Source organism: Micromonospora sp. NPDC048986 (assembly GCF_040649335.1).
Lineage (GTDB): Bacteria > Actinomycetota > Actinomycetes > Mycobacteriales > Micromonosporaceae > Micromonospora > Micromonospora alfalfae.
This window is the reverse complement of sequence record NZ_JBEZFJ010000007.1, coordinates 78,338-91,533: the sequence shown is the minus strand read 5'-3', so window position 1 is coordinate 91,533 and position 13,196 is coordinate 78,338. Positions and strand designations below refer to the sequence as shown.

At 67.7% G+C, this 13,196-nt stretch carries 22 protein-coding genes; all 22 read left to right on the top strand.

The features are described from left to right. Positions 1 to 38 precede the first annotated feature (38 nt). The 22 genes from rplN (at position 39) to truA (ending at position 13,194) form a co-directional block, all read left to right on the top strand. A complete protein-coding gene (gene rplN, locus AB0B94_RS16100) occupies positions 39 to 407 on the top strand; it encodes a 50S ribosomal protein L14 (RefSeq protein ID WP_007465279.1) in 369 nt (122 codons plus the stop codon). Further along, positions 404 to 724 carry a 50S ribosomal protein L24 gene (gene rplX / locus AB0B94_RS16095; protein WP_172899047.1) on the top strand — a complete coding sequence of 107 codons (321 nt, stop codon included), beginning with the start codon at positions 404 to 406 and terminating at the stop codon, positions 722 to 724. Before rplN ends, rplX begins: the two co-directional genes overlap by 4 nt. After that, on the top strand, positions 724 to 1,290 hold the full coding sequence (rplE, locus tag AB0B94_RS16090) for a 50S ribosomal protein L5 (protein ID WP_091402385.1): 567 nt from the start codon (positions 724 to 726) through the stop codon (positions 1,288 to 1,290). Before rplX ends, rplE begins: the two co-directional genes overlap by 1 nt. Before the next feature lies 1 nt (position 1,291). Beyond that, complete coding sequence (locus AB0B94_RS16085; RefSeq protein ID WP_007465272.1) at positions 1,292 to 1,477, top strand: type Z 30S ribosomal protein S14; 186 nt, start codon at positions 1,292 to 1,294, stop codon at positions 1,475 to 1,477. A 116-nt stretch (positions 1,478 to 1,593) separates the two neighbouring features. Beyond that, complete coding sequence (gene rpsH, locus AB0B94_RS16080) at positions 1,594 to 2,001, top strand: 30S ribosomal protein S8 (RefSeq protein WP_007465270.1); 408 nt, start codon at positions 1,594 to 1,596, stop codon at positions 1,999 to 2,001. A gap of 16 nt (positions 2,002 to 2,017) precedes the next feature. Then, positions 2,018 to 2,560, top strand: a complete 543-nt coding sequence (gene rplF, locus AB0B94_RS16075; RefSeq protein WP_357279176.1) for a 50S ribosomal protein L6 — start codon at positions 2,018 to 2,020, stop codon at positions 2,558 to 2,560. 8 nt (positions 2,561 to 2,568) lie between these two features. Next, on the top strand, positions 2,569 to 2,946 hold the full coding sequence (gene rplR / locus AB0B94_RS16070; protein ID WP_181518401.1) for a 50S ribosomal protein L18: 378 nt from the start codon (positions 2,569 to 2,571) through the stop codon (positions 2,944 to 2,946). Between the two features lie 33 nt (positions 2,947 to 2,979). Further along, positions 2,980 to 3,594 carry a 30S ribosomal protein S5 gene (gene rpsE / locus AB0B94_RS16065; protein ID WP_074314587.1) on the top strand — a complete coding sequence of 205 codons (615 nt, stop codon included), beginning with the start codon at positions 2,980 to 2,982 and terminating at the stop codon, positions 3,592 to 3,594. Continuing rightward, complete coding sequence (gene rpmD / locus AB0B94_RS16060) at positions 3,594 to 3,776, top strand: 50S ribosomal protein L30 (protein WP_007465262.1); 183 nt, start codon at positions 3,594 to 3,596, stop codon at positions 3,774 to 3,776. Before rpsE ends, rpmD begins: the two co-directional genes overlap by 1 nt. Continuing rightward, positions 3,776 to 4,219, top strand: coding sequence for a 50S ribosomal protein L15 (gene rplO, locus AB0B94_RS16055; protein WP_030329906.1), 444 nt, complete (start codon positions 3,776 to 3,778; stop codon positions 4,217 to 4,219). The genes rpmD and rplO overlap by 1 nt, the downstream gene beginning before the upstream one ends. 232 nt (positions 4,220 to 4,451) lie before the next feature. After that, entirely contained in the window at positions 4,452 to 5,780 is a 1,329-nt protein-coding gene (secY, locus tag AB0B94_RS16050; protein WP_091402379.1) for a preprotein translocase subunit SecY, read from the top strand. Further along, positions 5,781 to 6,434: an adenylate kinase gene (locus AB0B94_RS16045; protein WP_088950228.1), complete on the top strand. Its 654-nt coding sequence runs from the start codon at positions 5,781 to 5,783 to the stop codon at positions 6,432 to 6,434. Between the two features lie 87 nt (positions 6,435 to 6,521). Continuing rightward, positions 6,522 to 7,373 carry a type I methionyl aminopeptidase gene (gene map, locus AB0B94_RS16040; RefSeq protein ID WP_357279159.1) on the top strand — a complete coding sequence of 284 codons (852 nt, stop codon included), beginning with the start codon at positions 6,522 to 6,524 and terminating at the stop codon, positions 7,371 to 7,373. A 133-nt stretch (positions 7,374 to 7,506) separates the two neighbouring features. Continuing rightward, entirely contained in the window at positions 7,507 to 8,049 is a 543-nt protein-coding gene (locus tag AB0B94_RS16035) for a DUF1707 domain-containing protein (RefSeq protein ID WP_357280032.1), read from the top strand. A gap of 324 nt (positions 8,050 to 8,373) precedes the next feature. Next, entirely contained in the window at positions 8,374 to 8,595 is a 222-nt protein-coding gene (gene infA, locus AB0B94_RS16030; protein WP_007073013.1) for a translation initiation factor IF-1, read from the top strand. Positions 8,596 to 8,686: 91 nt separating this feature from the next. After that, complete coding sequence (gene rpmJ, locus AB0B94_RS16025) at positions 8,687 to 8,800, top strand: 50S ribosomal protein L36 (protein ID WP_043965539.1); 114 nt, start codon at positions 8,687 to 8,689, stop codon at positions 8,798 to 8,800. Between the two features lie 266 nt (positions 8,801 to 9,066). Then, positions 9,067 to 9,447: a 30S ribosomal protein S13 gene (gene rpsM / locus AB0B94_RS16020; protein WP_030329917.1), complete on the top strand. Its 381-nt coding sequence runs from the start codon at positions 9,067 to 9,069 to the stop codon at positions 9,445 to 9,447. 87 nt (positions 9,448 to 9,534) lie between these two features. Continuing rightward, a complete protein-coding gene (gene rpsK, locus AB0B94_RS16015; RefSeq protein WP_030329919.1) occupies positions 9,535 to 9,942 on the top strand; it encodes a 30S ribosomal protein S11 in 408 nt (135 codons plus the stop codon). 13 nt (positions 9,943 to 9,955) lie between these two features. After that, the gene (gene rpsD, locus AB0B94_RS16010) at positions 9,956 to 10,582 is read left to right on the top strand and encodes a 30S ribosomal protein S4 (RefSeq protein WP_007465229.1); all 627 of its coding nucleotides are present in this window, start codon (positions 9,956 to 9,958) and stop codon (positions 10,580 to 10,582) included. A gap of 98 nt (positions 10,583 to 10,680) precedes the next feature. Then, positions 10,681 to 11,703 carry a DNA-directed RNA polymerase subunit alpha gene (locus tag AB0B94_RS16005; protein WP_053653923.1) on the top strand — a complete coding sequence of 341 codons (1,023 nt, stop codon included), beginning with the start codon at positions 10,681 to 10,683 and terminating at the stop codon, positions 11,701 to 11,703. 34 nt (positions 11,704 to 11,737) lie between these two features. Next, positions 11,738 to 12,295, top strand: coding sequence for a 50S ribosomal protein L17 (rplQ, locus tag AB0B94_RS16000; protein ID WP_357279150.1), 558 nt, complete (start codon positions 11,738 to 11,740; stop codon positions 12,293 to 12,295). Between the two features lie 68 nt (positions 12,296 to 12,363). After that, positions 12,364 to 13,194, top strand: a complete 831-nt coding sequence (truA, locus tag AB0B94_RS15995) for a tRNA pseudouridine(38-40) synthase TruA (RefSeq protein WP_357279145.1) — start codon at positions 12,364 to 12,366, stop codon at positions 13,192 to 13,194. Positions 13,195 to 13,196: the final 2 nt, after the last annotated feature.

The window sequence follows — 13,196 nt, the reverse complement described above, 5'->3', positions numbered from 1 at the left end:
TACGGCGGCCGGAGAACCGGCAGACATAGGAGATAGACGTGATTCAGCAGGAGTCGCGACTGCGCGTCGCCGACAACACGGGTGCTCGGGAGATCCTGTGCATCCGGGTTCTCGGTGGCTCGGGTCGGCGCTACGCGAGCATCGGCGACGTCATCGTGGCCACGGTCAAGGACGCGATCCCGGGTGCCGGTGTGAAGAAGGGCGACGTCGTCAAGGCTGTCGTCGTTCGCACGGCCAAGGAGAGGCGTCGTCCGGACGGCTCGTACATCCGCTTCGACGAGAACGCCGCCGTCATCATCAAGGACGGCGGGGACCCGCGTGGAACCCGTATCTTCGGCCCGGTGGGCCGGGAGCTGCGGGACAAGCGGTTCATGAAGATTATTTCCCTCGCGCCGGAGGTGTTGTGACCGTGAAGGTCAAGAAGGGCGACACGGTCGTCGTCATCGCCGGCAAGGACAAGGGTGCCAAGGGCAAGGTCATTCAGGCCTACCCGCGGCAGGACAAGGTCCTTGTAGAGGGCGTGAACCGGGTCAAGAAGCACACCCGCATCAGCACCACCCAGCGTGGCGCCAAGACCGGCGGCATCGTCACTCAGGAGGCCCCGATCCACGTCTCGAACGTGCAGGTCCTGGACTCCGACGGCAAGCCGACCCGCGTCGGTTACCGGATCGACGACAACGGCCAGAAGGTCCGCATCGCGCGTAGCACCGGTAAGGACCTGTGATGACCACGGCTACCGAAAAGACCCTGCCGCGCCTCAAGGAGCGGTACCGCAACGAGATCGTGGCCCAGCTGCGTGAGCAGCGCAGCTACGGCAACCCCATGCAGGTGCCGCGGCTGGTCAAGATCGTCGTCAACATGGGTGTCGGCGAGGCTGCTCGCGACGCCAAGCTGATCGACGGCGCGGTCCGCGACCTCGCCACGATCACCGGCCAGAAGCCGCAGGTGCGTCGGGCGACCAAGTCCATCGCGCAGTTCAAGCTCCGCGAGGGCATGCCGATCGGCGCGAAGGTCACCCTTCGCGGCGACCGGATGTGGGAGTTCATGGACCGGCTGCTCTCCATCGCGCTGCCGCGTATCCGCGACTTCCGCGGCTTGGACGGGCGCAAGCTGGACGGGCACGGCAACTACACGTTCGGTCTGACCGAGCAGTCGGTGTTCCACGAGATCGACCAGGACCGGATCGATCGCCAGCGGGGCATGGACATCACGGTGGTCACGACCGCCACGACCGACGACGAGGGCCGGGCGCTGCTCAAGCTCCTGGGCTTCCCGTTCAAGGAGAACTGAGATGGCCAAGAAGGCGCTGATCATCAAGGCGGCCGCGAAGCCGAAGTTCTCGGTTCGCGCGTACACCCGCTGCCAGCGGTGCGGGCGTCCGAAGGCGGTCTACCGCAAGTTCGGGCTCTGCCGGGTCTGCATCCGGGAGATGGCTCACCGCGGTGAGCTGCCGGGCGTGTCCAAGGCTTCCTGGTAAGGGCGACCGCGTCCCGGCCGTCGGCCGGGAACTCCTGCACCGATTAGGTATTGCTCTTCGCCGTAGGCCCGGGGCTGATGCCCCGGGAACCCCGGCGAGAAAGGCTGACGAAATCCATGACGATGACCGACCCGATCGCAGACATGCTCACGCGTCTGCGTAACGCCAACCAGGCGTACCACGATCAGGTGAAGATGCCCTACTCCAAGATCAAGGCGAACATCGCCGAGGTCCTGAAGGCCGAGGGTTACATCGCCACCTGGTCGGTCGAGGAGCCCGAGGAGGGCGCCGTCGGCAAGCGACTGGTCGTCGAGCTGAAGTACGGCCAGAACCGCGAGCGGAGCCTGGCCGGCATCAAGCGCGTGTCCAAGCCCGGTCTCCGGGTGTACGCCAAGTCGGACGGGCTCCCGCGGGTGCTCGGTGGGCTGGGCGTGGCGATCATTTCGACGTCCCAGGGGCTGCTGACCGACCGGCAGGCCCGCAAGCGGAGTGTTGGCGGGGAAGTCCTCGCCTTCGTCTGGTAACGGGAGACAGGTAGAAATGTCGCGAATTGGACGTAAGTCGATCCCGGTGCCAGCCGGCGTCGACATCACGATCGACGGGCAGACCGTCAAGGTCAAGGGCCCCAAGGGCCAGCTCCAGCACACCCTCGCCGAGCCGATCACGATCGAGCGGGCCGAGGATGGGCAGCTGAGCGTCAACCGGCCGAACGACGAGCGCAAGGCCAAGGAACTCCACGGCCTGAGCCGTACGCTGGTTGCCAACATGATCGTCGGGGTCACCGAGGGCTACCGCAAGAGCCTGGAGATCGCCGGCACCGGTTACCGGGTCACCGCCAAGGGTTCGGACCTCGAGTTCGCGCTCGGGTTCTCGCACCCGGTGGTCGTCTCCGCCCCGGCGGGCATCACCTTCACGGTGGAGCGGCCGACCCTGTTCCACGTGGCTGGCATCGACAAGCAGCAGGTCGGTGAGGTCGCCGCCAACATCCGGAAGATCCGCCCGCCGGAGCCCTACAAGGGCAAGGGCGTCAAGTACCAGGGCGAGGTCATCCGCCGCAAGGCTGGAAAGGCAGGTAAGAAGTGAGCGCCACGCTGCTCAAGCGCCGCCGCGGTGTCGCCGCCAAGCGCGCCGTTGGGCGTGCGCGTCGACACTTCCGCGTCCGCAAGAACGTCAGCGGTACGGCCGAGCGTCCGCGCCTGGTCGTCACCCGCTCGCTGCGGCACATGGTCGCCCAGGTCGTCGACGACACCAAGGGTCACACCCTGGCGTCGGCGTCGACCCTGGACGCCTCGCTGCGCGGTGCGGAGGGCGACAAGAGCGCCCTGGCTGGCAAGGTGGGCGCGCTGCTCGCCGAGCGGGCCAAGGCCGCCGGCGTCTCCAAGGTCGTCTTCGACCGCGGCGGCAACCGGTACGCGGGGCGAGTCGCCGCGCTTGCCGACGCCGCCCGCGAAGCCGGGCTCGAGTTCTAACAACCCCGTCACGAGAGAGAAGGAAGGCTGCTGATGCCAGGTCAACAGCGCCGTGGCGGCGGGTCCGGTGGCAACGAGGGTGGTCGCCGCGACAACCGCCGTGAGGGCGGCCGCGGAAACGCGCCCGTCGAGAAGACCCCGCACCTTGAGCGGGTCGTCGCGATCAACCGCGTCGCCAAGGTCGTGAAGGGTGGTCGTCGCTTCAGCTTCACCGCCCTGGTGATCGTGGGCGACGGCGACGGCACGGTCGGCGTGGGCTACGGAAAGGCCAAGGAGGTGCCCGCGGCCATCGCCAAGGGCGTCGAGGAGGCCAAGAAGCACTTCTTCAAGGTCCCGCGGATCGGTCAGTCGATCCCGCACCCGGTGACGGGTGAGGACGCCGCTGGTGTGGTGCTGCTCAAGCCGGCCTCGGCCGGTACGGGTGTCATCGCCGGCGGACCGGTGCGTGCCGTGCTGGAGTGCGCTGGGATCCACGACGTGCTCTCCAAGAGCCTCGGTTCGTCGAACCCGATCAACATCGTGCACGCCACTGTGGCGGCCCTGAAGGGGCTTGAGTCCCCCGAGCAGGTCGCGGCGCGTCGTGGTCTGCCGGTGGAGGACGTTGCGCCGGCCGCCATGCTGGCGTCGCGTGCGGGGGTGGCGCACTGATGGCACGCCTGAAGGTCACCCAGCTCCGGTCCGGTATCGGGACCAAGCACAACCAGCGTGAGTCGCTGCGTTCGCTCGGTCTCAAGCGGATCAACGACGTGGTGGTCAAGGAGGACCGGCCCGAGATCCGCGGCATGATCTTCACTGTGAGCCACCTCGTGAAGGTCGAGGAGGTCGAGTAATGACGATCAAGGTGCATCACCTGCGCCCGGCGCCCGGTTCCAAGACCGCGAAGACCCGTGTGGGTCGCGGTGAGGGGTCCAAGGGCAAGACCGCTGGTCGCGGTACCAAGGGTTCCAAGGCCCGCAAGAACATCTCGGCGGCGTTCGAGGGTGGGCAGATGCCCATCCACATGCGCCTGCCGAAGATGAAGGGCTTCAAGAACAAGTTCAAGGTGGTCTTCCAGGTGGTCAACCTGGACCGACTCGCTGAGCTGTTCCCGAATGGTGGTCAGGTCGGCCCGCTGGAGCTCGTTGAGTCCGGCGCGGTCCGCAAGGGTCACCCGGTCAAGGTTCTCGGCACCGGGGATCTCGGCGGTGTGGCGCTCCAGGTGTCCGCGCACGCGTTCAGTGCGTCGGCCAAGGAGAAGATCGCTGCTGCCGGTGGCTCCGTCACCGAGCTGTAAGGCCTACGACCATGGCGCCCGTCCAGTTGAGAGCAACTGGCGGGCGCCGTGGTCTGCCTGGGGCCTGAGCGCCCGGTAACATCGGAATCGATTTATGTAGTCGGGCGCATCTGCCCGGACCGGGGTGAGGCTGTTAGAGTCCCATCCCAGCCATGGATTGCGGGCACTCGCTCGTGATCCACCCCGACCCGCCAGGGATCACCGGCGGCCCGCCTCGCGCAGGAGGAAGAAGTTGCTGTCCGCCTTTCTCAGTGCGTTCCGTACGCCTGACCTGCGCAAGAAGCTGCTGTTCACAGTAGGCATCATCGCGGTCTACCGGCTGGGTGCAACGCTCCCCAGCCCGGGCGTCTCGTACGGCAACGTGCAGAAGTGCCTCGACACCATCCAGGGTGACACCACCGGGGTGGTGAACCTTCTCAACCTCTTCTCCGGCGGAGCGCTGCTACAGCTCTCGGTCTTCGCGCTGGGCATCATGCCCTACATCACCGCGTCGATCATCCTGCAGCTGCTGACCGTCGTGATCCCCCGCCTGGAGCAGCTCCGCAAGGAGGGCCAGGCCGGTCAGGCGAAGATCACCCAGTACACCCGCTACCTGACTCTTGGTCTCGGTGTGCTGCAGGCGTCCGCGTTCGTGGCTCTGGCCCGCTCGGGCCAGCTGTTCCAGAACAAGTGCGACCAGTTCCCGATCATCCCCACCGGCACCGGCATCCCGGACTGGCTGACCCTGACCATCCTGGTGATGACGATGACCGCCGGCACCGGCATGGTCATGTGGCTCGGTGAGCTGATCACCGACCGCGGCGTCGGCAACGGCATGTCCGTCCTGATCTTCACCTCGATCGCGGCGCGGCTGCCCAGCGAGGGCTGGCAGATCAAGACCAGCAAGGGCTGGGACATGTTCGCCCTGGTCATCGCGCTGGTCCTGGTGGTCATCACGGCGGTCACCTTCATCGAGCAGGCGCAGCGCCGGATCCCGGTGCAGTACGCCAAGCGGATGATCGGCCGGCGGATGTACGGCGGCACCTCGACCTACATCCCGCTCAAGGTCAACCAGGCGGGTGTGATCCCGGTCATCTTCGGCTCGTCGCTGCTCTACCTGCCGCAGTTGGCGCTGCAGTTCTTCGACCAGACCGACCCGGGCAAGACCCAGTCGTGGATCCAGAACAACCTGGTCAACCCGAGCAGCCCGATCTACATCTCGGTCTACTTCCTGCTGATCATCTTCTTCACGTACTTCTACGTCTCGATCACGTTCAACCCGACCGAGGTCGCTGACAACATGAAGAAGTACGGCGGGTTCGTGCCGGGCATCCGCCCGGGCAAGCCGACCGCCGACTACCTGGACTTCATCCTCAGCCGGATCACCCTGCCGGGCGCGCTCTACCTCGGCGTCATCTCGATCCTGCCGAACTTCTTCTTCATCTGGCTGGACAACCAGCAGTACCAGAACTTCCCGTTCGGCGGCACCGCTGTGCTCATCATGGTCGGCGTCGGTCTGGAGACCGTGAAGCAGATCGAGAGCCAACTCATGCAGCGGAACTACGAAGGGTTCCTGCGGTAGATGAGACTCGTTCTGGTTGGCCCGCCGGGCGCGGGCAAGGGCACGCAGGCCGAGTTCATCGCCGCGCACCTCTCGGTGCCGAAGATTTCGACCGGAGACATCTTCCGGTCGAACGTCACCCAGGGCACGCCGCTCGGTGTCGAGGCGAAGCGGTACATGGATGCGGGCGAGCTGGTTCCGGACGAGGTCACCATCAACATGGTCCGGGACCGGCTGGCCGAGCCCGACGCCAGCGAGGGTTTCCTGCTCGACGGCTTCCCGCGGACGACTCCGCAGGCGGCCGCTCTGGACAAGCTCCTGGCCGATCTGGGCACCGCCCTGGATCTGGTCCTGGAGTTGGTCGTCGACGACGACGAGGTGATCCGGCGGCTCTCCGGCAGGCGTACCTGCCGGGGCTGCGGCAAGATCTGGCACGTCGAGTTCGATGCCACCACCCGGCCCGGCATCTGTGACCGGTGCGGCGCCGAGCTGTTCCAGCGCGACGACGACAAGCCGGAGACGATCGCCACGCGGCTCCGCGAATACAGCGAGAAGACCGCACCCCTGGTCGACTACTACGGCGCTCAGGGCAAGCTGGTCGGGATCGACGCCACCGGGCCGGTGGAGGACGTCACCACCCGGGCCATCGACGCGTTGCGGTCGTACGGCGGCTGAGGTCCGGCCGGGCCACGGCGGATAGAGTGCGAACAGCGGGGTACGCGTTATGTGCCCCGCTGTTCGGCAACGAAAGGTAACCGCTCCATGCGTCGTCCCCAGCTGGACATCCAGCTGAAGACCCCTGACCAGATCGAGAAGATGCGGGCCGCCGGGCTGGTGGTGGCCGAGGCGTTGCGCCGGATGCGGGAGGCTGTCGCCCCCGGTGTGAGCACCGCCGATCTGGACGCCATCGCCGAGGCGACCATCCGCGAGGCGGGCGGCGTTCCGTCGTTCAAGGGCTACCACGGTTTTCCGGCGTCGATCTGTTCCTCGGTCAACGAGCAGATCGTGCACGCCATCCCGTCGCCGAAGCAGGTGCTCCAGGCCGGTGACCTGATCTCCATCGACTGCGGTGCGGTGCTGGACGGGTGGCACGGCGACTCCGCGATCACGGTCGGGGTCGGTGACGTCGACCCGGCGCTGCTGAGGATGGCCGAGGTCGCCGAGGACGCGATGTGGGCCGGCATCGCCGCCGCCGCGCGTGGTGCGGCCAGCGGCAAGGGCCGCCTCACCGACATCTCGCACGCCGTGGAGACCGCTGTCCGCAAGGGCGGCCGGTACGGCATCGTCGACGGCTACGGCGGGCATGGCATCGGCACCGAGATGCACCAGGACCCTCACGTGCTCAACCACGGTCGGCCGGGCAAGGGTCCGCGACTGGTCCCGGGTATGGCCCTGGCCATCGAGCCGATGATCACCATGGCCTCCCCGCGTACCGCCGAGTTGGCCGACGGGTGGACGGTCGTCACCCGGGACGGCTCGGTGGCCGCGCACGTCGAGCATTCGATGGCGCTGTTGCCGGACGGCGTCTGGGTGCTCACCGCGTTCGACGGCGGTCGCGCCCGCCTGGGCGACCTGGTGACCGCCCGCCAACCCGCAGCCACCAAAACCCCCTGACCCACCCCCTCTCCGTTGATCATGAAGTTATTGCCCTGACACGCCGGTGAGGCTGGCGACAACTTCATGATCGACCGAAGTGCGGGGTCGGTTGGGCTGGCGTGACGGTGGCATGCTTGCCGGCATGGACGGGATGGGCGGGCGCGACGGGATGCGAGCCGCGGACTCGGACCGTGCGGCGGTGGCCGACCGATTGCGGGTCGCCCTCGACGAGGGCCGACTGGATCTGCACGAGTATGACGAGCGGTTGCAGCTGGCCTATGCGGCACGCACGTATGCCGATCTTGAAGCCCTGCTCACCGACCTGCCGCCGGTGACGCCGACTCAGTGGTCCGGCCTGGCCCCGACCGCCGGGCCGACGGTGAGCCCGCTGGGTGACCCGCTCGGTCAGGCCCTCACCCGGGGCGCCACCGCCCGTTGGCTGGCTGAGGTGTGGTTCCCGTACCTGCGGGTGATCGGCTTCGTGGTGACCATCTGGGCGGTGACGTCGGTGCTCAGCCGGGATCTGCTCTACTTCTGGCCGGCCTGGGTGGCGGGACCGTGGGGTGCGGTGCTGGTGGTCCGCACGGTTACCGGGCTGGCCGGGCGCGAGCCCCAGCGCCAGGCCATCAAGCGCCAGCGCCGCCGGGAACGCAAACAGGCAAAGCGCGCCATCAGCCCAGACAACCCCCAATAACCCCCGAGCCCTGCCACCCCCTCTCCGTTGATCATGAAGTTATTGCCCTCACACGCCGGGGCTGGTGGCAACAACTTCATGATCAACAGGGCTGGAGGTGGGGTCGGTCGGGGTGACGCGCGGGTGGGTGGGTGGTCGGTTTGGCGGGGGACTGCAGGCCGGCGTACACTTTCAGATCGGCGCACAGCGTCCACTCCGGCATGCCCACCCTGCGCTTCGGTGGGAGCTGGAGCCGCGGCTGGCGCGGGGTTCTGATTCTGATCAGATTTCCGTGTAAGACGTTGTGGGCCGCCCGGAGCAATCGACGTCAGGACAGCGGAGGACATGCCGAAAAAAGACGGAGCCATTGAGATCGAGGGTCGGGTCATCGAGCCCCTGCCGAACGCCATGTTCCGGGTGGAGCTCGCGAACGGCCACAAGGTGTTGGCTCACATCAGCGGCAAGATGCGGCAGCACTACATCCGCATTCTTCCGGAGGACCGGGTCGTCGTCGAACTTTCGCCGTACGACCTGACCCGCGGGCGCATCGTCTACCGCTACAAGTAGTCCTGACGACGGCCGGGAAGTCCCGTGTCCGTCTTCGACGTCCGGCGTCGCGCTGAGCGCGTAGCCGGGCCAGATGGGAAGTAAGGCAACCGTGAAGGTCAAGCCGAGCGTCAAGAGGATCTGCAACAAGTGCCGGGTTATCCGCCGGCACGGCCGGGTCATGGTCATCTGCAGCGACCCGCGCCACAAGCAGCGCCAGGGCTGACTCAGCCCGTCCGGCCGGAGCACGGCCGGGTGGCGTTGGTCCAGGCAGGTCCCCAGCGACACACACATCACACATGCTCGTCCCAGCCGCGAGCGGTACGCCAGACGTACCTCTGCGTGGTTGACCCCCGGTCGGAGGCCGGGGCCCGCTCGGGCAGCGACCGATCCCGGTCGCCGGCGCTCACCGCGTCGGAAAGACGGGACGGCCGGTAGCGGGGTGGGACGGGTCCACACCTCCGCCACACATCACGAGGAGTACGCCCGCACATGGCACGTCTAGTCGGCGTGGATCTCCCCCGCGAAAAGCGGTTGGAGATCGCGCTCACCTACATCTTCGGGGTCGGTCGCACCCGCGCCCTGGAGACACTCGCCGCCACCGGCATCTCGCCGGACAAGCGCGCTCGGGACCTCACGGACGAGGAGCTCGTGCAGCTCCGCGACCACATCGAGGGCAACTACAAGGTTGAAGGCGACCTGCGCCGCGAGGTCGCCGCTGACATCCGCCGCAAGGTTGAGATCGGCTGCTACGCCGGCATCCGGCACCGCCGGGGCCTGCCCGTGCGTGGCCAGCGGACCAAGACCAACGCACGGACCCGCAAGGGCCCGAAGCGGACCGTCGCCGGCAAGAAGAAGCCCGGCAAGAAGTAGTTCTTGACCGGATGACGGGGTCGGCCGCCGCCGAGGTGGGTCAGGCCGCAACCCGATCCGGAAAGTCAACTAGGAGCGCACAGACTTATGCCACCGAAGGCTCGTGCCGGAGCCGCTGTAAAGAAGGTCCGGCGCAAGGAACGCAAGAACGTCGCCCACGGGCAGGCGCACATCAAGAGCACGTTCAACAACACCATCGTGTCCATCACGGACCCGACCGGTGCGGTCATCTCCTGGGCCTCCGCTGGCCAGGTCGGCTTCAAGGGCTCCCGCAAGTCGACTCCGTTCGCTGCGCAGCTGGCCGCCGAGGCTGCCGCGCGTCGCGCCATGGAGCACGGCATGCGCAAGGTCGACGTGTTCGTCAAGGGCCCCGGCTCCGGCCGGGAAACCGCCATCCGTTCGCTGCAGGCAGTGGGCCTTGAGGTCGGGCAGATCGCCGACGTCACCCCGCAGCCGCACAACGGGTGCCGTCCGCCGAAGCGTCGCCGGGTCTGAGAGGTAGAGAGAGATGGCTCGTTACACCGGTGCAGACTGCCGCCGTTGCCGGCGGGAGAAGATGAAGCTGTTCCTCAAGGGCAGCAAGTGCGATGGTCCGAAGTGCCCGTTCGAGTCCCGGCCGTTCCCGCCCGGGCAGCACGGCCGCGGCCGCACCAAGGAGACGGAGTACCTGCTCCAGCTCCGTGAGAAGCAGAAGGCCCGTCGGGTTTACGGCGTGCTGGAGAAGCAGTTCCGCGGTTACTACGAGGAAGCCGTTGGCAAGCAGGCCAAGACCGGTGAGGTCCTCCTGCAGATCCTCGAGTCGCGGCTGGACAACGTCGTTTACCGGGCCGGCTACGCCCACTCGCGGGACATGGCCCGCCAGCTGGTCAAGCACGGTCACTTCACCGTGAACGGCAAGAAGGTCGACATCCCGTCGTACCGCGTCAAGGAGCACGACATCATCGAGGTTCGGGGCAAGAGCAAGGAGCTCACCCCGTTCGTCGTCGCGCAGGCTCAGGCCGGCTCGAAGACGGTTCCGGCGTGGCTTGAGGCCATCCCGAGCCAGATGAAGGTGCTCGTGCACTCCCTCCCGGCCCGGCAGGTCATCGACACGCAGGTCCAGGAGCAGTTGATCGTCGAGCTCTACTCCAAGTAGTCCGAGCTCGTTCGGTGGCCCGCCCTTCGGGGCGGGCCACCGGAACAGTTTGTGTCGTGGGCGTCAAATAGCGGGCGCCCCGGAAGAGAAGAGAAAAGATGCTCATCAGCCAGCGACCCTCCCTCTCCGAGGAGTCGATCAACGAGACCCGGTCCCGGTTCGCCATCGAGCCGCTGGAGCCGGGCTTCGGCTACACCCTGGGCAACTCGCTGCGGCGTACGTTGCTGTCGTCGATCCCGGGCGCGGCCGTCACCTCGATCAAGATCGACGGTGTGCTGCACGAGTTCACCACGATCCCCGGTGTCAAGGAGGACGTGGTCGAGCTCGTCATGAACATCAAGGAGCTGTGCGTCAGCTCCGAGCACGACGAGCCGGTCAGCATGTACCTGCGTAAGCAGGGTCCGGGCGACGTGACCGCGGGCGACATCCAGCCCCCGGCCGGCGTCTCGGTGCACAACCCGGATCTCAAGCTCGCCACACTGAACGGCAAGGGCCGGCTCGACATGGAGCTGACCGTCGAGCGGGGCCGGGGCTACGTGACGGCGGCGCAGAACAAGCAGTCCGGCGCCGAGATCGGCCGGATCCCGGTCGACTCGATCTACTCGCCGGTGCTGAAGGTCACCTACCGCGTCGAGGCAACCCGTGTCGAGCAGCGCACCGACTTCGACCGGCTGATCATCGACGTCGAGACCAAGCCGTCGATGGGTCCGCGTACCGCGCTGGCCTCCGCCGGTTCGACGCTGGTGGAGCTGTTCGGGCTCGCCCGGGAGCTGGATGAGACCGCCGAGGGCATCGACATCGGGCCGTCCCCGCAGGACGCCCAGCTGGCGGCGGACCTCGCTCTGCCGATCGAGGAGCTGGACCTCACCGTCCGCTCCTACAACTGCCTCAAGCGCGAGGGCATCAACTCCGTTGGTGAGCTCATCGGGCGTACCGAGGCCGACCTCCTCGACATTCGCAACTTCGGTCAGAAGTCGATCGACGAGGTCAAGATGAAGCTCGCCGGGATGGGTCTCGGGCTGAAGGACTCGGCTCCGAACTTCGACCCGGCGAACGTCGTGGACACCTTCGGCGAGGCCGACTACGACACCGACGACTACCGCGAGACCGAGCAGCTCTAGTCCGCGCTGCCGCCACAACTGAGGAGCACCAAAAATGCCCACGCCCACCAAGGGCCCCCGCCTCGGCGGCAGCCCCTCGCACGAGCGGCTGATGCTGGCCAACCTGGCGACCGCGCTGTTCCAGCACGGGAAGATCCAGACCACCGAGACGAAGGCCCGGCGGCTGCGCCCGCTGGCCGAGCAGCTCATCACGAAGGCCAAGCGCGGTGACCTCGCCTCGCGGCGTCGGGTGCTGGGTGTCGTCAAGGACAAGGACGTGGTCTACGCCCTGTTCGACCAGATCGCGCCCCGGTACTCCAACCGCCCCGGCGGTTACACCCGGATCGTGAAGACCGGTCCGCGCAAGGGTGACAACGCGCCGATGGCCATCATCGAGCTGGTGGAGGAGCTTCAGGTCGCCGAGCCGAAGGCGAACAAGAAGACCGCCGCCCGCAAGGCCGCGCAGCAGGACAAGGTCGAGGCGCTCGCCCCGGCCGACGAGGCCCCGACGTCGGCTCCGGCCGACCAGGACTCCGAGGCGCCGGTGTCGGCGTCCGGTGACACCGACGCCGCCCGCGAGGACAGCGACGAGGCCACCGAGAACAAGGCCTGATCAAAGGGCATTGTCGGGCCCGGCACCCCATCGGGGTGTCGGGCCCGACCCGTAACAGGAGGTACGAGGTGGACGAGCGGATCCGGCTGCGGCTGGACGTCTCGTACGACGGCACCGACTTCTCCGGCTGGGCAGCCCAGCCGACCAGGCGCACCGTCGCGGGGGTGCTCGTCGAGACCCTGGACCTGGTCCTCGGCGTCGGTACGGCCAGCGGGCTGACGGTGGCCGGGCGGACCGACGCGGGAGTGCACGCCACTGGGCAGGTGTGCCATGTGGACCTGCCGGTGGACGTGTGGCGGCAGCACGAGGGACTGCTGCTGCGTCGCCTGGCCCGGCTGCTCCCCACCGACGTGCGGGTACGGGCGATGACCGAGGTGCCGGCCGACTTCGACGCCCGGTTCTCGGCCACCTTCCGGCGCTACGAGTACCGGGTCACCGATGCGCCGTTCGGCGTCGAGCCGTTGCGCCGCCACGAGGTGCTGGCCTGGCCGAAGCCGTTGGAGCTGGCCGCGCTGAACGCCGCCGCGGCCGGGCTGGTGGGGGAGCACGACTTCGCCGCGTACTGCCGGCGCAAGGAGCACGCCACCACGCTGCGCGAGGTGACCCGGCTGGACTGGCGTCGCGACCCGGACGGCATCCTGGTCGCGACCGTGCAGGCCGACGCGTTCTGTCAGGCGATGGTGCGCAGCCTGGTGGGTGCGATGCTGGTGGCCGGGGACGGCCGCCGCCCGGTCGAGTGGCCGGGGACTCTGCTCACCCAGCGGGAGCGGTCCAGCGAGGTGACGGTGGCCCCCGCACGCGGGCTGACACTGGTCGCCGTCGGCTACCCGGCAGATCCGGCCGAGTACGCCCACCGCGCCACCCTCACCCGCCGGTTGCGGGTCCCGATCGAGGGTTGACC

What these genes read in the sequence shown, in the direction of transcription:
- AB0B94_RS16085 (WP_007465272.1), top strand. Translation starts at nt 1,292, where the DNA reads ATGGCCAAGAAGGCGCTGATCATCAAGGCGGCCGCGAAGCCGAAGTTC.
- rplF (WP_357279176.1), top strand. Translation starts at nt 2,018, where the DNA reads ATGTCGCGAATTGGACGTAAGTCGATCCCGGTGCCAGCCGGCGTCGAC.
- rpsK (WP_030329919.1), top strand. Translation starts at nt 9,535, where the DNA reads ATGCCACCGAAGGCTCGTGCCGGAGCCGCTGTAAAGAAGGTCCGGCGC.
- rpsH (WP_007465270.1), top strand. Translation starts at nt 1,594, where the DNA reads ATGACGATGACCGACCCGATCGCAGACATGCTCACGCGTCTGCGTAAC.
- rpmD (WP_007465262.1), top strand. Translation starts at nt 3,594, where the DNA reads ATGGCACGCCTGAAGGTCACCCAGCTCCGGTCCGGTATCGGGACCAAG.
- rplO (WP_030329906.1), top strand. Translation starts at nt 3,776, where the DNA reads ATGACGATCAAGGTGCATCACCTGCGCCCGGCGCCCGGTTCCAAGACC.
- rplQ (WP_357279150.1), top strand. Translation starts at nt 11,738, where the DNA reads ATGCCCACGCCCACCAAGGGCCCCCGCCTCGGCGGCAGCCCCTCGCAC.
- infA (WP_007073013.1), top strand. Translation starts at nt 8,374, where the DNA reads ATGCCGAAAAAAGACGGAGCCATTGAGATCGAGGGTCGGGTCATCGAG.
- AB0B94_RS16045 (WP_088950228.1), top strand. Translation starts at nt 5,781, where the DNA reads ATGAGACTCGTTCTGGTTGGCCCGCCGGGCGCGGGCAAGGGCACGCAG.
- rpsE (WP_074314587.1), top strand. Translation starts at nt 2,980, where the DNA reads ATGCCAGGTCAACAGCGCCGTGGCGGCGGGTCCGGTGGCAACGAGGGT.
- AB0B94_RS16005 (WP_053653923.1), top strand. Translation starts at nt 10,681, where the DNA reads ATGCTCATCAGCCAGCGACCCTCCCTCTCCGAGGAGTCGATCAACGAG.
- AB0B94_RS16035 (WP_357280032.1), top strand. Translation starts at nt 7,507, where the DNA reads ATGGGCGGGCGCGACGGGATGCGAGCCGCGGACTCGGACCGTGCGGCG.
- map (WP_357279159.1), top strand. Translation starts at nt 6,522, where the DNA reads ATGCGTCGTCCCCAGCTGGACATCCAGCTGAAGACCCCTGACCAGATC.
- rpsM (WP_030329917.1), top strand. Translation starts at nt 9,067, where the DNA reads ATGGCACGTCTAGTCGGCGTGGATCTCCCCCGCGAAAAGCGGTTGGAG.
- rpsD (WP_007465229.1), top strand. Translation starts at nt 9,956, where the DNA reads ATGGCTCGTTACACCGGTGCAGACTGCCGCCGTTGCCGGCGGGAGAAG.
- rplE (WP_091402385.1), top strand. Translation starts at nt 724, where the DNA reads ATGACCACGGCTACCGAAAAGACCCTGCCGCGCCTCAAGGAGCGGTAC.